Source organism: Streptomyces montanus (assembly GCF_005786655.1).
GTDB lineage: Bacteria > Actinomycetota > Actinomycetes > Streptomycetales > Streptomycetaceae > Streptomyces > Streptomyces sporangiiformans.
Window position 1 is genome coordinate 100,649 of the sequence record NZ_VBZC01000001.1, and the last position, 15,798, is coordinate 116,446.

Annotated in this window: 11 protein-coding genes; 5 read left to right on the forward strand and 6 right to left on the reverse strand. The window is 70.1% G+C overall.

Translation table 11 applies throughout. The annotated features are described in order from the left end of the window. Nucleotides 1–4 precede the first annotated feature (4 nt). Nucleotides 5–772 carry an alpha/beta fold hydrolase gene (locus FE633_RS00480; RefSeq protein ID WP_246113339.1) on the forward strand — a complete coding sequence of 256 codons (768 nt, stop codon included), beginning with the start codon at nucleotides 5–7 and terminating at the stop codon, nucleotides 770–772. Beyond that, nucleotides 769–2,298 (forward strand): aldehyde dehydrogenase, encoded by a 1,530-nt coding sequence (locus tag FE633_RS00485; protein ID WP_138042971.1) that lies wholly within the window; start codon nucleotides 769–771, stop codon nucleotides 2,296–2,298. The genes FE633_RS00480 and FE633_RS00485 overlap by 4 nt, the downstream gene beginning before the upstream one ends. Before the next feature lie 57 nt (nucleotides 2,299–2,355). Here the strand turns inward: FE633_RS00485 and FE633_RS00490 are convergent, their stop codons facing one another. Further along, entirely contained in the window at nucleotides 2,356–3,357 is a 1,002-nt protein-coding gene (locus FE633_RS00490) for a glycoside hydrolase family 43 protein (protein WP_138043141.1), read from the reverse strand. Between the two features lie 141 nt (nucleotides 3,358–3,498). Between FE633_RS00490 and FE633_RS00495 the strand changes: the two genes are divergently transcribed. After that, a complete protein-coding gene (locus FE633_RS00495) occupies nucleotides 3,499–3,951 on the forward strand; it encodes an SRPBCC family protein (RefSeq protein WP_138042972.1) in 453 nt (150 codons plus the stop codon). A 38-nt stretch (nucleotides 3,952–3,989) separates the two neighbouring features. On the opposite strand, the gene FE633_RS00500 is transcribed toward FE633_RS00495, so the two are convergent. From FE633_RS00500 to FE633_RS00520, 5 genes are read right to left on the reverse strand one after another with little or no spacing between them, the layout of a single operon-like run. Next, nucleotides 3,990–6,671, reverse strand: a complete 2,682-nt coding sequence (locus FE633_RS00500) for a discoidin domain-containing protein (RefSeq protein WP_138042973.1) — start codon at nucleotides 6,669–6,671, stop codon at nucleotides 3,990–3,992. Beyond that, nucleotides 6,668–8,401, reverse strand: a complete 1,734-nt coding sequence (locus tag FE633_RS00505) for a DUF2264 domain-containing protein (protein WP_138042974.1) — start codon at nucleotides 8,399–8,401, stop codon at nucleotides 6,668–6,670. Before FE633_RS00505 ends, FE633_RS00500 begins: the two co-directional genes overlap by 4 nt. Next, a complete protein-coding gene (locus FE633_RS00510; protein WP_138042975.1) occupies nucleotides 8,401–9,267 on the reverse strand; it encodes a carbohydrate ABC transporter permease in 867 nt (288 codons plus the stop codon). The genes FE633_RS00505 and FE633_RS00510 overlap by 1 nt, the downstream gene beginning before the upstream one ends. A gap of 8 nt (nucleotides 9,268–9,275) precedes the next feature. Next, nucleotides 9,276–10,220 carry a carbohydrate ABC transporter permease gene (locus FE633_RS00515; protein WP_138042976.1) on the reverse strand — a complete coding sequence of 315 codons (945 nt, stop codon included), beginning with the start codon at nucleotides 10,218–10,220 and terminating at the stop codon, nucleotides 9,276–9,278. Beyond that, nucleotides 10,217–11,518 carry a type 2 periplasmic-binding domain-containing protein gene (locus tag FE633_RS00520; RefSeq protein WP_138042977.1) on the reverse strand — a complete coding sequence of 434 codons (1,302 nt, stop codon included), beginning with the start codon at nucleotides 11,516–11,518 and terminating at the stop codon, nucleotides 10,217–10,219. The genes FE633_RS00515 and FE633_RS00520 overlap by 4 nt, the downstream gene beginning before the upstream one ends. 83 nt (nucleotides 11,519–11,601) lie before the next feature. On the opposite strand from FE633_RS00520, the gene FE633_RS00525 reads away from it, so the two are divergent. Next, nucleotides 11,602–12,654: a LacI family DNA-binding transcriptional regulator gene (locus FE633_RS00525; RefSeq protein WP_171059744.1), complete on the forward strand. Its 1,053-nt coding sequence runs from the start codon at nucleotides 11,602–11,604 to the stop codon at nucleotides 12,652–12,654. Between the two features lie 120 nt (nucleotides 12,655–12,774). After that, nucleotides 12,775–15,681: a glycosyl hydrolase family 95 catalytic domain-containing protein gene (locus tag FE633_RS00530; RefSeq protein WP_138042978.1), complete on the forward strand. Its 2,907-nt coding sequence runs from the start codon at nucleotides 12,775–12,777 to the stop codon at nucleotides 15,679–15,681. Nucleotides 15,682–15,798 lie beyond the last annotated feature (117 nt).

Genomic DNA, 15,798 nt, shown 5'->3' on the forward strand with positions numbered 1-15,798 from the left:
CGACGTGATCCACCACTCCGTCACCGGAACCGGCCCGGACGTCGTGCTCCTGCACGGCGTCGGGCTGGACCACAGGATGTGGCAGCGCTGCGTGCCGGAACTCCCCGCCGGCCACCGGGTGATCTGGGTCGACCTCAGGGGCCACGGTGCCTCGCCCCCGGCAGATCCCGGAACCTCTCTGGGCGACCTCGCCGACGACGTCGCCGAGGTCCTGGACCACATCAGTGCCCATCGGGTCCACCTCGTGGGCTTCTCGCTCGGCGCCCTCGTGGCGGCTCATCTCGCGGCCCACCACCCCTCTCGTATCGCCACGTTGTCCCTCGTGAGCAGCGTCGCCCCGCGCACCCCGCAGGAGCGCGCGGCGGTCGTCCGACGGCTGGAAGCGGCGCGCACCGATCCCGCGGTGACCGCGGACGGCGCGGTGGAACGCTGGTTCAGCCCCGAGTGGCGGCTGCGGGAACCGGACCTCGTCACGGAGATACGGAGCACACTGCTGGCGAACGACCATGCCTCCTACCTGGCCTGCTACACCGCCTTCGCGACCGGCGACGAGGAGGTCGGCCCGCTCCTCGGCCGGATCACCGCGCCCGTCATGGCCATCACCGGGAGCGAGGACCCCGGTTCGACCCCGGCCATGTCCCGGAGGCTGGCGTCGGCCCTCCCCGACGCCCGCGTGAGGATCGTGGCAGGAGCCCGTCACCTGCTTCCACTGGAACGGCCCCGCGAACTGGCCGCCGCGCTGACCGAGCACTTCGAGAGGACCACGCCATGACCGTCCCCAGCGAGGCCGTTCCGACCGGCGGGAAGCCGGCCGACCTGCCCCGGCGCGACCACTTCATCAACGGCGAACGGGTGGCGCCCGCCGAGGGCGAGTACTTCGAGAGCGTCAACCCGACGCACGGAACGGCCTTCTACGAGGCGGCGCGGGGGAGTGCAGCCGACGTGGACCGCGCCGTGACAGCCGCACAGCAGGCGTTCGAGAACCCCGCCTGGCGCGACCTCTCCCAGACCCGTCGCGGCCGGCTGCTGCGCAGGCTCGGTGACCTGATCGGGGAGAACGCCGAGTCGCTCGCCCGCACGGAAACGCTCGACAACGGCAAACTGCTCCGCGAGATGCGTGCCCAACTCGCCGCGCTGCCCGAGTACTTCTACTACTTCGCCGGTCTGGCCGACAAGATCCACGGCGAGGTCATCCCGGGGTCGGCTCGCAGCCTCCTCAACTACACCCTGCGGGAACCGGTCGGCGTCTGCGGCGCCATCACTCCCTGGAACTCGCCGCTCATGCTCACCACCACCAAGCTGGCTCCCGCGCTCGCCGCGGGCAACACGATGGTGGTCAAACCGTCGGAGCACACCTCCGCGTCGCTGCTCGCACTGGCGGAACTGCTCGACGGGGCGGGGTTTCCGCCGGGAGTCGTCAACGTGGTGACCGGGTTCGGTGCCGAAGCGGGCGGCGCCCTGGTCGCGGACCGCCGGGTGCGCAAGATGTCCTTCACGGGGAGCACCGCCACCGGCGCGGTCATCGCGCGGGCCTGCGGCGAACGCTTCGTCAAGGCCACCCTCGAACTCGGCGGCAAGTCCCCCAACATCGTCTTCCCGGACGCCGACATCGCCTCCGCCTCGATGGGCATCGTCGCCGGGATCTTCGCCGCCGCCGGCCAGACCTGCGTCGCCGGGAGCCGGGTGTTCGTACACCGTGACGTCTACGACGAGACCGTCGAGCGCGTGGCGGAGCGAGCCCGCACCATCCGCATCGGCGACCCCCTCGAGCCAGGGACCGAACTCGGCCCTCTGGCGATGGCGTCCCAGCTCGCCAAGGTGGAGGAGTACGTCGCGGTCGGCCGCAAGGAGGGCGGACAGGTCGTCACCGGCGGCACCAGGGCCGAAGTGGGTCTCAGCGGGTACTTCTACGAGCCGACCGTCTTCGTCGGCACCGACAACGGGATGCGGATCAGCCGGGAGGAGATCTTCGGCCCGGTCGCGTCGATCATGCCCTTCGAGACCGAGGAGGAGGTGGCGAGGCTCGCCAACGACACCGACTACGGTCTTGCCGCCGGTGTGTGGACCAGGGATCTGGGCCGTGCCCACCGGATGGCCTCGGTGCTCGAAGCGGGCACGGTCTGGGTGAACACCTACCGGGCCATGTCGCCGATGTCGCCGCGTTCGGGATTCAAGAACAGCGGAATGGGTGTCGAGCACGGCACCGAGACGATCAAGGAGTACACCCGCCTGAAGTCCGTGTGGGTCAACACGAGCGACGAACCCCAGGGCGACCCCTTCGTGCTTCGTTCCCAGTAGCCGGCAGCCATCACTCCGCCCGCCCCCACGTCCAGCCGGCGGCCACACCGGCCAACGTCATCCGCCACCATCGAGGTCGGCGCGTCGGCTGAGCACCCGTAGCTCGTGACCGATGAGCCGCATCTCGTACAGCTTCCCCCGCGCGTTGTCGAAGGGGCGGTGGAGGACCATCATCAGCCGGCCGTCGAAGGTGTGAAACAGCATGCCGTGACCGCTGTCGTCCCGGACCAACGGCCGGTGCTGTTGCCATGGCCCGGTGACATCCCCGGACTTCGAGATGGCATACGTCTGCACATAGCCGCCGTCGAGGGTGCCGTCCTGGCCTGCCCTGTTCTTTTCGTACGTCGACCACAGCATGAGCAAGGACCCGTCAGGGGTGCGGTACAGCTGTGGTCCGTCGGTGATATAGGGCGGGATCTGGTTCGGCGCGCCGCTGGGGATCTGCTCGCTGATCCAGAACGCGTCCGAGGCCTTGAACAGGAAGACCGGATCTCCGATCGTCCGGGACAGGTCGGGAGTCAGCCGGATCGCTTCCATGGTTCCGTCGATGGTCTGCAGCCACTCGTGTGCGTACACCATCCAGGGCTGTCCGGACGGGTCGACGTAGAGCGTGCCGTCGAGGGTCATGAGGTTCTCGGGCGGCGCGGGGCGTGACGGGTCGAGGACGGTGAAGGGACCCAGCAGAGAGTCGGACACGGCGGTGATCGTGCCGCGCATGTAGTTCGGGATCTGGAACGGCGTGCCCCATTGGTTGGGCGGTGGTATCGCAAGCGACCTGTCCTGGTTGTGCAGCGTGGTGAACAGGTAGTACTTGTCGCCCCATTCGTGCACTTCCGGCGCCCATCCGCCGTCGGTCGCCCAGATTCCGTTCTGCTCGGCGGCCAGGAAAACCACGACGGGGCGCATCCAGTCGCGCAGGTCGCGGCTGCGGTAGACCATCGTGCCGGTGCCGTCCACGCCCGATACGGACGGGTCGTTGGACGTGTAGAGGTGGTAGGTGCGGGTCTTTTCGTCGGCGACGATGAACGGATCGTGCAGCGGCATGTCGGGAAGCCGCATCGGTTCGGTCTCAGCCACGGTCGAAGAATACGTTGCCGGTTCCGCACCAAGACGAGTCCCAGTAGACCGATGACTTTGCGCGCCCGCAGGCGTCTACCCGTGCGACAGGCTCGACCAAGGTGCGAGAAGAGGAGACGAAACATGAGTACAGAGCAGACCTCCGCGGCCAACGGCTTTTCCTACACGCTGAGCCGAACGCTGGACGCTCCGGCGGTGAAGGTGTGGCGCGCGTGGACCACCCCCGACCAGTACGCCCAGTGGGCTTACGCCGTTGCCGGCTCCGTCGAGATGGATGTACGGCCGGGCGGAGCGTGGAAGGCCACGATGGCCACACCCGACGGCGGACAGTTCCCGCTGACCGGCTCCTATCTCGAGGTCACCGAGAACCGCCTGCTGGTCGTCGGCATGGACGTACCCGGCAAGCCCGCGCCCGCGGCCATGACCATGGAACTCGCCGAGCAGGACGACCACCACACCCAGATCGTGCTCCGCCAGACCTGTGACACCGCCGAGGAACGCGACATGGCCGAGCAGGGCAGCACCATGCTCCTCGACAGCCTGAGCACCTTCCTGACCGAAGAAGCGAGGGACTGAACACGCGTGGAGCACCGCCACGGCGGGCGGGGCCGCGCTCAGGGCCGGATCGTCAGCCAGTCCAGCGCGGCGACCTGCCGTCCGCCCTCCGCCACGAGGTAGACGTCGTGGGTACCGGTGACCTCGCGCTTCAGGCGCACCTGCTGCTCCTGCCAATCGCCGCCGTTGCCGTTATTGTCGCCTCGGACCGGCACCACCCCGAGCAGCGGACCGTCCGGTGCGTCCAGGCGCAGTTGGAGTGAACAGGTGCGCGCGCAGGAGGACGCGCTGCGCACGGTGAGCCGCCCGCCGTCGACGTTCACCCTGCGGAAGCCCACCCAGTCGCCGGAGCCGAGCACCCCGGTGGCGGCCGCGCCGCGCTCCACGCCTCGTACGACCGCGGCGTGCTCGGCCTGGAGTGTGGCGGAGGCGTCGGGCCCGTCGCCGTACAGGCGCAGGTCGTTGACGGCCCAGGGGGCCGGTCCGCTCGCGGTGAGTGTGATCCTGAGGTAGCGGGCGGTGGTCTGCCGGGGGAACACCGCGTCCTGGGTGAAGGAGCGGCCGGCGACCCGGGCGAGCGGCTCGCCCCAGTGCGTGCCGTCGCGGCTGACCGCGACGGAGAAGCCGTACGGCTGGCCGCTGGTGTCGCGGCCGGCGTCGAGGGAGAGCCTTTCGAAGGTCTTGGACTCACCGAGGTCGACGGTCAGGGACTGACCGGGCGACTGCGGACTCGCCGCCGTCCAGCGGGTGTTGATGTCCCCGTCGGTGACGGCGGAGGCGTCCGTGCCGTCGCTCGCGGTCGCCGTCCAGGTGCCGTGCCGCACGCGCTGCTGACAGCCCGGCAGATTGCAGCCCGTCGACCAGATCGGTTCGCCGTACTCGTACGCGCCCTGGTCGGGAGCCGCCCCCCGGATGTCGGTAGTGATGCCGTCGATCACCTCGCCGGCGTCGATGGCGGGTGAGCCGGGGGTCAGCCACAGTTCGCCGTTGACGGCGTCGGTGTAGCCGGGCCGGTCGCTGATCAGGTTGGAGCGGACCACCGGCAGCGGGTCGCCGGTCTGGCTGGCGGTGATCGGTTTCGGTCCGATGATGTTGCTGATGTACGAGCCGGAGGCGTCGGTCGCGCCGCTGAGCAGGACCGAGTTGCCGTTGATGCCCACGCCGTAGCTGGAGTTGTGGTCCTCGTTGGCGATGCTCGGTCCGGTGTGGCCGTTGAAGAACGTGCCCCGGGCGCCGGTGTTCCAGGCGACGTTGTGGTGCAGCCGGAAGTGGCCCGAGTAGTTGTCGACGTAGAAGCCGACCTGGCCGTCGGCGTCGTGCGAGGTGTTGTGGTCGATGGAGCTGCCGGCGCCGTTCAGGCTGCAGCAGACATAGAAGGGGGAGCCGTCGCGCGAGGTGCGCATGGCCTCGGAGAGGTCGTTGTAGGCGATCCGGTTGTCGTGGAACTCGGTGCCGTTGAGCTGCCAGGCGGTGTCGATGGAGGCGCGTCCCGTACGCCGGATCGTGTTGTGGGTGACCGTGTGGCCGTTGCCGTTGACCTCGATGCCGGGTGTGTAACTGCCCATCCAGCCGACGTCGTGGATGTAGTTGTTGGTGACGGTGTTTCCGGTGCCGCGCAGCAGGACGCCGTCCCCGGCGGACTGGGAGATCTCGCTGTTCTTCAGGGTGTTGCCGGTGCCGAGGATCTGTACGCCGGAATCCAGGATCCGGGAGGCGACGATGTGTCCTTCGAAGGGCGGGATCGCCAGATCGCTGTCGGGCGGCATGGGGAGCGTGGAGAACTCCGAGATGTGGGTGGCGCGCAGCCGGTCGACCACGACTCCCGTGCTGTCGTTGCCCGTTCGGAGGGACGTGCCCCAGAGGTTCAGTCCGCGCACGGTGACGTACGAGCTCTTGCTCAGGTCGATGCCCCAGAGCCGGTGCTTGGCGGTCACCGTGTGTCCGGCGATGCCGTCCTTCGGCGGCACCATGTAGAGCCGGTGCGCGGTCTCGTCGTAGTACCACTCGCCCGGCTGGTCGAGGGCGGCCTTGGAGCCGACGAGGTAGTAGTTGCGGTAGTTCTGGTTGCCCATGCACAGCGGCGGGCAGCGGTAGTTGCCGCCCTTGAAGTCCAGCTTGCCGGGTGCGGCGGCGGTGACCGTGCCGGTCTGCTGGGCCCAGGGGTTGGAGCCCGCCCACAGGTGCACGGTGGCGCCGGTCCAGTCGGCGTCGGGCAGATCGCTGTCGTCGATGTGCTGGTCCGTGGAGGTGGCCTCGGCCTGGGCCCAGGTGGCGTTCAGCGGATCCGGGCCGGAGTTGGGCCAACGGCCCTCCGGCGCACGGCCGTTGTCCAGGAACACCGCGTTGAAGTCGGGGTCGGGAGGAAGGTCGGTGTCGGCGGCGACCAGTCCGTCGCCGGCGTCCTTCCAGCCGGTCACCGGCTCGGTCCCGTCGACGGTCACCGGCCCGTCGCCGTACGCGGCGATCGTGATCGGGGCGTCCTTGGTGCCGGAGGGCGGGGTGAGCTGTTCGCGGTAGGTGCCGCGATGGACCAGGCAGGTGTCACCGGGGCGGACGCGGGAGAGGCAGTCGCCGATCGTGCGCAGGGGTCTCTCCGCCGAGCCGTAGGTGTTGTCACCGCCCCATGGGGCGACGTGGTAGGTACGGCCGGGGTCCGCCGCCTGGACCTGGGCCTGGGCCTGGACCGGGAGCGCCAGCAGCGCCGTCACGGCGGCCAGTACGGACAGCTTTCCGAATCTCATGTCCCGCCTCCACGCGTCGAGTGTTTCGGGGGTTGTCGCCAGGCTGCCTCGGCCTCCCGTCCGTCGGGGGCGCCCAGCACCGCGCAGCTCAACCAGTGCTCTCCCGGCGGGAGTTGACCGGTCAGCGTCGGCAGTGTCGTACGCCGCGCAAGGACGTTGGTGCCAGGCAGGCAGTCGACGACCGCGCCGGAGCGCAGGCCGTCGAGGTCCCGCAGGCCGGTGAACCCCGCCGGGGCCGACGCACGGGCGTATCCGGTTCCGGCCGCGGCCTCGGCTCCGGCATCGCGGTCGACGGCGAAGCCGCCCTCCGCGGTGTGCAGGGCACGGGCCGTCCGGATGCGATGGGTGCGCAGATGCCACGGCGGTGCGGCCGTCAGCCAGGTGGTGATCTCGACGTCGGGCCAGGGCCGCCAGGTGCCGCGGACGGTGTCGCCTCCGGTCTCGGGGTCGGCCGGCTCCTCGCGCACCCGGTAGTGCGCCCCGCCGTCGTCGCTCAGCGCCAGCATCGAGTCGTAAGCGCCCTGCGCGAGCCCCAGCGGGCCGCCGGGCAGGCTGAAGCCGAACCGGGACGAGTAGGCGAACTTGGCGTACTTCTCGGCGCCGTGCCGCAGCCAGGCGTGATGCTGGCGCCCGGCGAGCAGGGTGACATCGCCGGAGGCACGCATCAGCACCGCGCCCGCGTGCGGCTGGGCGCTGACGGCGGGCAGCGCGGGAGCTGGCTCCTCGGTCGCGCTCCAGAACGCGTGATCGTCCGGCAGCGCGAGCGGCAGGAACGCCTTCAGCGACCAGTAGGGGGAGCCGGGCGCGTTGTACTGCTCGGCGAGCGCGGGCTGCGGGTAGCCGTACCCGACCGACAGCAGCCCCTCCGGCCCGGTCACCGGTCGCCCCCGCCACCAGCGCAGATGCCGCAGCAGATACCCCTTGACGACGCCCCATGGCAGCGCGTCGACCCCGGCGAAGGGCAGCGCTCCCCAGAAGGCGGCCTGCGCCCAGCGGTAGGTGAGGCTGCGCCCGTACGGGACGGCGGCGCCGTCGTCCGCGAACCAGTGCCGGAAGTCGAGGGCGAACCGGGCCGCCCGCTCCTTGAAGCGGTCCCCGCCGGTGAGCGTGTCGCACAGCAGTCCGTAGAAATGCATTGCCCACGGCACGTAGTAGTCGCGCCGCTCGGTGGGCCCGTCGGAGTACCAGCCGTCGCCGAGCCAGAAGGTCTCCAGACGCCTCAGCCGGGCGCCGGTCAGCGAGCGGTCGTACGGCACGCCCACCCGGTCGAGGCCCAGGCCGATCAGTACCGGGAAAAAGTGCCAGTTGTTGTCGGCCGTCTCGCGCGGGAGGGCACTGCGCAACCAGCGTGCGAGCCGATCCCGTTCGGCGCCGCTCAGCGGGTCCCACCACTGCTCGGGTGCGAGGGCCAGCGCGAAGCCGATCGCGGCCATCTCGACGATGCGCTGGTCTCGGTCGCGGGGCTCGCCCCAGTACTCGGGGTGCGCCGGGTCGCTGCCGTGGGCGAGGCCCCGCAGCCACAACTCGGTGTGCGGTACGGCCCCCTTGCCCGCCGCCAGCGGGGCGAGCCCCCACAACGGGCGGGCGAACGCCTCCAGTTCGGCGGCGGTGTCGTCGTGGATGGCCGTGTTCACGCCGAGCCGTACGCGAGCCCGGCCGGTGCTGAAGTGTGGCACCAGAGGGGCCACCAACTCCCGTACACGGGAGGCAAGTTCCATACGCGCGTCCATCAGCCCTTCTCCGCCCCGGCCAGCAGCCCGGTGCGCAGGAAGCGCTGGGCGAGGACGAAACCGATCAGCAGAGGCGCGCAGGCGACCAGTCCGGCCAGCGCCGCTTCCGGCTGGTGGATGTCGAGGTCGGCGAAGCCGCTGGAGTTGTTGACCGCGCCGGTGGACTGGAGCAGGGACATCAGACCGAGCTGGAGGGTGAAGGTGCGGTCGTCGGAGAGCATCACGAAGGGCAGGAAGAACTCGGTCCAGCAGCGTACGAAGCCGAAGAAGGCGATCAGCGCGATCGCCGGGCGGGCCAGCGGCAGGGCGACCGACCAGAAAAGCCGCAGCTCGCTCGCGCCGTCGACGCGTCCGGCGTCCAGCAGGCTGTCGGGCAGGTTGGCCTGGAAGTGCAGGAAGGCGAGGTAGACGCCGAAGGGATAGAAGGACAGCGGAAGGATCACCGCCCAGACCGTGCCGGTGAGGTTGACCGCCGACATCTCCAGGTAGAGGGGCAGCACCAGCGCGGCCGGCGGCAGGATCATCGTCACGATCGAGAGCGTGAGCAGTGTCCGGCGGCCCGCGAAGTCGTGTTTGGCGAGCACATAGCCCGCGGGCACGCACAGCAGCAGGGCGAGGACGACACTGGCCGCCGCGTAGATCACGGAGTTGCCGATCCACAGGGTGATCTCGCCGTCGTTGTACGACGTCAGGTGTGCCCAGGCGTCGCCGACGTTGCCGAGTGAGCCGAAGCCGAGCGGTGCGCCGGTCGTCAGGTCGTCGGCGGTGCGGGTGGGCGCGAGGAGCAGCCAGAGCAGGGGCAGTCCGAAGAAGACGGCAGCGCCGAGCAGGAACAGGGCACGGGCGCCGCGCGACAGGGTGGTCATGGTCCGGCTCACCCGGCTTTCGTGGAGTCCGTGGCATACATACCGGTGCGGGAGATCACGATCCAGGCGGCCAGCAGCCCGACCGCGAGCATGGCCAGCGACAGCGCGGCGGCCTTGCCGAAGTCGCCGTCCTGGGTGGCGTAGACGTAGGCGAGCTGGTTGACGGACCAGGTGGGGCTGATCTGGCCGGGGGCGCCGGTGGACAGCACGGTCGGTTCGACGAAGACCTGGCTGCCGGAGGCGAAGCTGGAGATCAGTACGAAGGCGACATATGTGCGCACCAGCGGCAGCTTGATGTGCCACATGGTCCGCCAGGCCGAGGCGCCGTCGACCTGTGCCGCCTCCAGGACGTCCTTGGGGAGCGCGGTGAGCGCCCCGTAGAGGACGACGATCCAGCCGCCCGCGTGCACCGCGACGCCCATCACGGCGAGGACGGTGATCAGGCTGCCGCCGGAGAGCGCGTCCGTGGCGGTCTTGACGTCCATGAGCTTCAGCAGCGGTCCGAACGGGCTGCTGTCCGGGCTGACCATGAACAGCCACAGCAGGGCCGCCGCCGAGCCGGTGACCGCGCCCGGCAGGTAGTAGACGAGCTGGAGGGCGCCCGTCACCCGGCCCGGCCGGGCGTGCAGGGTGAAGGCGAGGGAGAGGACGGTCAGCAGCAGGACCGGCAGCCAGATCAGCAGATATGCGGTGACGTTCTGGGCCGCCTCGCCGAGCCGGTAGTCGTCGAGGACGGCCGCCCAGTTGCGCCCGCCGGAGAACGAGCCGTCATGGACGAGGGACGTCCACAGGGCGTATCCGGCGGGCGCGAGTCCGAAGACCGCGAGGAACAGGGCGTACGGGCCGACGAGAATCCAGACGGCGGTGGTACGGCCCTTGTGCCTCCGGGGCCGGGGTTCGGCCCGGGGCACGGGTTCGGCGGCGGGCGGACGGGCCGGGGTCAGCGTCTTCATCCGACGGAGTACTCACTGGTCTTGGCCGCCGCCTCCAGTTTGTCCTGCCAACTCGCCAGCACTTTACGGAGGTTGGCGCCGGAGTCGGCCGCCTTGCCGACCGTGTCGTTGAAGCTTGCCTGCCAGTCTGCCTCGAAGCGGACGGCACCGAATCCGGGGCGCAGGGCGTTCGCCGCCGCGGTGAGGGCGGGCATCGGGTCGGCGGCGTAGTACGGGTCCTTCGCCTTGGCCTCGCCCCACTTCTGTGCCGCCGCCGTGAAGGCGGGGTAGGTGGGCTGGTCGGCCTGGAGCGTGACGTCGGTGGTCATCCAGCGCACCAGGTCCGCCGCCTTCTCGGTACGGTCGCCGGCGTGCGCGGAGACGAGGAAGGCACCGCCGCCGACCTGTCCGGCGTACGACTTCGTCTCGCCGGGCCAGGTGGGCATGGGGGCCGCGGCGATCCGCCCCTTGGGAATCTTGAACGCGGGCCCGAACATGAAGTCGCCGAACCAGGCCGGGCCCGGCAGCATCAGGATCTTGTTGTCCTTGCCGAGCTTGGCGAAGGCGGGGTCGGTGGGGACGACGGTGGTGACGGCCTTCTTCTCGGCCATCGGCTGGAGCAGGTCCGCGACCCGTGTGCAGCTGGACTGGGTGAGGTCGATGTGGACCTTGGTGAGGCTGAGCGTGTCGCGGGTGGGGCAGCCGCTGCTGCCGAAGTAGGTGCCGGCGCCGTACTTGCCGTTGATCGCGCCGACGATGGTGCCGGGGTGCTCCTTGGCCGCCTTCAGCCCGGTTCGCTGGTAGTCCGCCCAGGTCTTCGGGACCTGGTAGCCGTACTTCTTCATCAGCGACGCGTCGTACCAGAGCACGGTGGGGGCGATGTCGTTGCGCAGGCAGTAGGTCTTGCCGCCGAAGGTGCAGGTGTCGAGGGAGCCGGGCGCGAAGCCGTCACGTACCGACTTGGGCACGAGGCCGTCGAGCGGGGCCGCGTAGCCGAACTTCTCACTGGCGAGCGTCGCGGCCTCGGCCGGGTTGGTCAGGAAGACGACGTCGGGCCAGCCACTCTTGGTGCGGTTGGCGAGCGAGACCTTGGTGGGCACGTATCCCGCGTCGGGCGGGATGGTGACGATACGGATCTTCTGGTCGGGGTGTGCCTTCTTGTACTGCTGGGCCGCCGGTGTCCGTGTGTTGTCCACCCAGACCAGCAACTCGCCTTTGTCGTTGCCCGATTTGCCGCTGCTGCCTCCGCCGGTGCCTCCGCAGCCGGAGAGCGCCAGTGCCACGGCGGCGGCCAGGGAAGCGGCGCGCCATCTCTTCATCGAGACCACCTTTACTCCCGGGAGTACGGTTGCGATAGTTTTCGCAATTCGCGACCGCCCCGGAAACGTAGGAGATTCATCCGATGACGTCAACGGTTTCGGCAGGATCCGGCTCAGGAAGACGGCGAACTCTTGCCGAAATCGCCGAACAGGCGGGCGTGTCGGTCTCCACCGTCTCCAAGGTGCTGCACGACAGGTCCGATGTATCGGCGGAGACCAGGGCCAAGGTGCAGCGTCTTCTCGAACAGCACGGCTATCTGGCGAAACACCGTCCGGCGGCCACCGCGGCACCGCCCGGCGGACTGATCGACTTCGTCATCAACGAGCTGGACAGCCCCTGGGCCGTGGAGCTGATCCGCGGCGCGGAGGACGTCCTGCACGACGCGAACATGGGACTGGTCGTCTCGGCCACGCACGGCCGGACCAGACGCGCGCGGCAGTGGCTGGACTCGCTGGCCACCCGGTCCACCCGCGGGGCGATCCTCGTGGTGCCCGAGCTGACACCGGAACAGCACGAGGAGCTGGGTCGGCTCGGCATCCCGTACGCGCTGGTGGCGCCGATCGACGAGCCCGCGCCCGGGACGCCGTGGGTGGGCGCGACCAACTGGCCCGGCGGGCTGGCCGCCACCCGCCATCTCATCGAGCTGGGCCACCGCCGGATCGCGATCATCAGCGGCCCGGAGCGCCGGCTCACCTCACGGGCCCGGGTCGACGGCTACCGCTCGGCTCTGGCGGAGGCGGGCCTCCCCTTCGATCCGGCGCTGGTGCGCTACGGCGACTTCACCCACAATCTCGCGCACCAGCACGCCCTGGAGCTGCTGGCGCTGCCCGAGCGCCCGACCGCCGTCTTCGCGGGCAGCGATCACCAGGCGCTGGGTACCTACCGGGCCGCCGCCGAGCTCGGGCTGCGGATCCCGGCCGACGTCAGCGTGGTCGGCTTCGACGACCTGCCGTTCGCCGACTGGGTGACCCCTCGGCTGACGACGGTCCGCACTCCGCTGGCCGACATGACCGCGCTCGCGGCGCGGATGGTGCTGCGGCTGCTGTCCGGGGAGCAGCCGGAGACGACTCGGGTGGAGGTGGCGACGGAGCTGGTGGTACGGGAGAGCAGCGCGCCACCGCCGGGCCATGGGTGAGTCATTGAGGTCAGTCATCGGATGAATAGTGGAACTGTCAGCCGTATTGACGCCTCATTGGCCGCTTCCTACCCTCCCGTCTAAACCAAGTCATCGGATCTATATGACGGGAGTTCGATGATGGGTGTCAGCAGACGGAGATTTCTGGGCCGCGTCGCCGGGGGCGCCGTCGCCGGAGCGACGACCGGAATGGGCATCGCGGAACCGGCCGTCGCCCAACCGGCCGTCGCCCAACCGGCCGCCGCCCCACCGGGCGCGGCCGTCGGTCCCGTGGCCCTCACCGGCATGCGTACCGACCGCGAGTGGCAGGACTTCCTCGCCGGCCAGGACCCGCGCTGGAAACGACTGCCGCGCGCCTGGTACGAGGGCCCGTTCCTCGGCAACGGACTGCTCGGCTCGATCGTCTACCAGGAACCCGGGGCGAACGCCCTGCGGTTCACCGTTCACCACAGCGAAGTGCAGGACCATCGGCCGCAGTTCGGCCACAACTGGGGCGTGGCCCGCCTTCCGGTCGGCAATCTCCTGCTGCGCCCCGTCGGCACCCTCACCGGTGCCGACCTGCGCCTGGACCTGTGGAACGCCGAGGTCAGCGGAACGGTCACCACGGACAAGGGCACCATCGAACTACGCGCCCTGGTCCACAACGACCGTACGCTGCTGCTCGTCACAGCGCGGGCGAGCGCGGGGGAGCAGGGCTTCCGCTGGGAGTTCGTCCCCTCGCCCGCCGTCAGCCCGCGCATCGTCCGGGAGAACCCGCCGGCGGGCCTGGAGCCCAACCCCGAGCCGGTGACCTCGAGGGAGCCGGACGGCACCGGTGTCGTCGTCCAGTCCCTGGTCGCGGGCGGCCGGACCGTCACCGCCCACCGGGAACGCGACGTCGGCGACGACCGCGTGTACGTCCTGGCCGTCGCCCACTCCCATCCCGGCACCGACGCCGAGGGCCGCGCCAGAACGGCCGTCCGCAAGGCGTCCGCGCTGCCCGTCTCCGGCCTGCTGCGCACCCACCGCGAGTGGTGGCACCGCTTCTACCGCAAGAGCTTCCTCTCCGTCCCCGACGGGATGCTGCAGAGCTTCTACTGGATCCAGCTCTACAAGCTCGCCTCCGCCGCCCGCGAGCACGCGCCGATCATGGCGACCACCGGCCCCTGGCTGGAGTCCACCCCGTGGCCGGCGGTGTGGTGGAACCTCAACGTCCAGCTGGAGTACTGGGCGGTGCACGGCTCCAACCACCTGGAGCTGGACGCCGTCCCGCGCACCCTCGCCGAGCACACCGACACACTGATCGGCGCCCTGCGCCCCGAGTACCGGTCCGACTCGGCGGGCGTGCGCCGCGCCACCGACGCCACGTGCGACACCAGCGGCACCGTCGCCGTCCCGGGCGTCAGCAGCACCCCCGAGGTCGGCAACCTGCCCTGGGCGCTGCACAACGTATGGCTGACCTACCGGCACACCATGGACCGAGGCGTCCTGGAAGACGTCCTGTTCCCGCTGCTGCGCCGGACCACCAACTACTACCTGCACTTCCTGTACGAGGGCGAGGACGGGCGGCTGCACCTGCCGACGACCTACTCACCGGAGTACGGCAGCGCCCCTGACTGCAACTACGACCTGGCGCTGCTGCGCTGGAGCTGCGCGACCCTGCTGGAGACCGTCGGCCTGCTCGGCATACGGGACGACCTGGAGCCGAAGTGGCGCGAGGTGCTGGAGAAGCTCACCGACTACCCGGTGGACGAGAACGGCTTCATGATCGGTGCCGGGGTCCCCTTCGACAAGTCCCACCGGCACTACTCCCACATGCTCTCCGTCTACCCCCTCTACCTCGTCAACTGGGAGCAGCCCGAGCACCGTGACCTGATCGAACGCTCGCTGAACCACTGGATAGGCTTCGAGGGTGCCCTGCGCGGCTACAGCTTCACCGGCGCCGCCTCGATCACCGCCCAGATGGGCCGGGGCGACGACGCGCTGACGTACCTGCGGGAGCTGGTCGACCGGTTCGTGCAGCCCAATACCATGTACTACGAGGCCGGGCCCGTCATCGAGACACCGCTGTCCGCCGCGCAGAGCCTGCACGACATGCTGTGCCAGAGCTGGGGCAGCACGATCCGCGTCTTCCCCGCCGTCCCCGACGCATGGCGAGACGTCACGCTGCACGACTTCCGCACCCAGGGCGCGTTCCTGGTCAGCGCCGTCCGTCGGGGCGGTACCACCCGCTGGGTCCGGGTACGCAGCCTCGCCGGGGAGCCGTGCCGGGTACGCCACTCCCTGAGCGGACGGCTCACGGTCACCGGGGTCGACGGCCCCGCCCCCTCCTGGCGCGACCTGGGCGACGGCGTGATCGAGCTGGACCTGCCACAGGACGCGGAGGCGGTGATCCACCCGGCCGGCTCGCGGCCCGACCTGCGGATCGCCCCGGTGACGGTGACCGTGCCCGCCGCCCCGTGGGGACTGCCCGAACCGCCGCAGAACGGAACCGCCACCCAGATCGATCTCACCGGAGCCTTCGACAACGACGGCATCACCACCGAGATGTACTACGGCGACGGGGACTTCGACGGCGCCGGCCGTACGTACCCCATGGCCCAGCTGCCGCAGACCGGGCAGACGATGGACAACGGGATCGCCTTCCTCTTCACCAACGGGAGCGAGGGAACCAACAACAACGTCGTGGCGGCCGGGCAGGAGATCGCCGTCCCGCAAGGTGCGTACACGAAGCTGCATGTGCTCGGTGCGGGCGACACGGCGGCCGTGACCGTCCCGGCGGTTGTCCGGTACGCCGACGGGACAAGCGAGGCCGCGCCGTTCACGCTCACCAACTGGCTGGCGTCCGGCCCCGAGAACGGCGAGACCGAGGCGGTGACCACCGGCCAGATCCACACGCGGACCGGGCCGGTGGCCACCAAGGCGGCCATCTTCCACCAGGTGATCGATCTCGACGCGAACAGGCAGCTCACCGCGATCACGCTGGCCGCGCCCTCCGGGTCGGCCAGGGCCCATGTCTTCGCACTCTCGCTGGAGCAGCAGACCTGATCCTCTCGGCCCTTCAGAAGTGATCGCCCCACCCCTAACGTGGTGGCCAGGCACGTGGCCACTTCGCCCAGCCGGAGGCACCCGGGGGAGTGGCTGGGCTCACATGGCAGTGAAGCG

What these genes read in the sequence shown, in the direction of transcription:
- FE633_RS00485 (WP_138042971.1), top strand. Translation starts at nt 769, where the DNA reads ATGACCGTCCCCAGCGAGGCCGTTCCGACCGGCGGGAAGCCGGCCGAC.
- FE633_RS00490 (WP_138043141.1), bottom strand. Translation starts at nt 3,357, where the DNA reads ATGCGGCTTCCCGACATGCCGCTGCACGATCCGTTCATCGTCGCCGAC.
- FE633_RS00495 (WP_138042972.1), top strand. Translation starts at nt 3,499, where the DNA reads ATGAGTACAGAGCAGACCTCCGCGGCCAACGGCTTTTCCTACACGCTG.
- FE633_RS00500 (WP_138042973.1), bottom strand. Translation starts at nt 6,671, where the DNA reads ATGAGATTCGGAAAGCTGTCCGTACTGGCCGCCGTGACGGCGCTGCTG.
- FE633_RS00505 (WP_138042974.1), bottom strand. Translation starts at nt 8,401, where the DNA reads ATGGACGCGCGTATGGAACTTGCCTCCCGTGTACGGGAGTTGGTGGCC.
- FE633_RS00510 (WP_138042975.1), bottom strand. Translation starts at nt 9,267, where the DNA reads ATGACCACCCTGTCGCGCGGCGCCCGTGCCCTGTTCCTGCTCGGCGCT.
- FE633_RS00515 (WP_138042976.1), bottom strand. Translation starts at nt 10,220, where the DNA reads ATGAAGACGCTGACCCCGGCCCGTCCGCCCGCCGCCGAACCCGTGCCC.
- FE633_RS00520 (WP_138042977.1), bottom strand. Translation starts at nt 11,518, where the DNA reads ATGAAGAGATGGCGCGCCGCTTCCCTGGCCGCCGCCGTGGCACTGGCG.
- FE633_RS00525 (WP_171059744.1), top strand. Translation starts at nt 11,602, where the DNA reads ATGACGTCAACGGTTTCGGCAGGATCCGGCTCAGGAAGACGGCGAACT.
- FE633_RS00530 (WP_138042978.1), top strand. Translation starts at nt 12,775, where the DNA reads ATGGGTGTCAGCAGACGGAGATTTCTGGGCCGCGTCGCCGGGGGCGCC.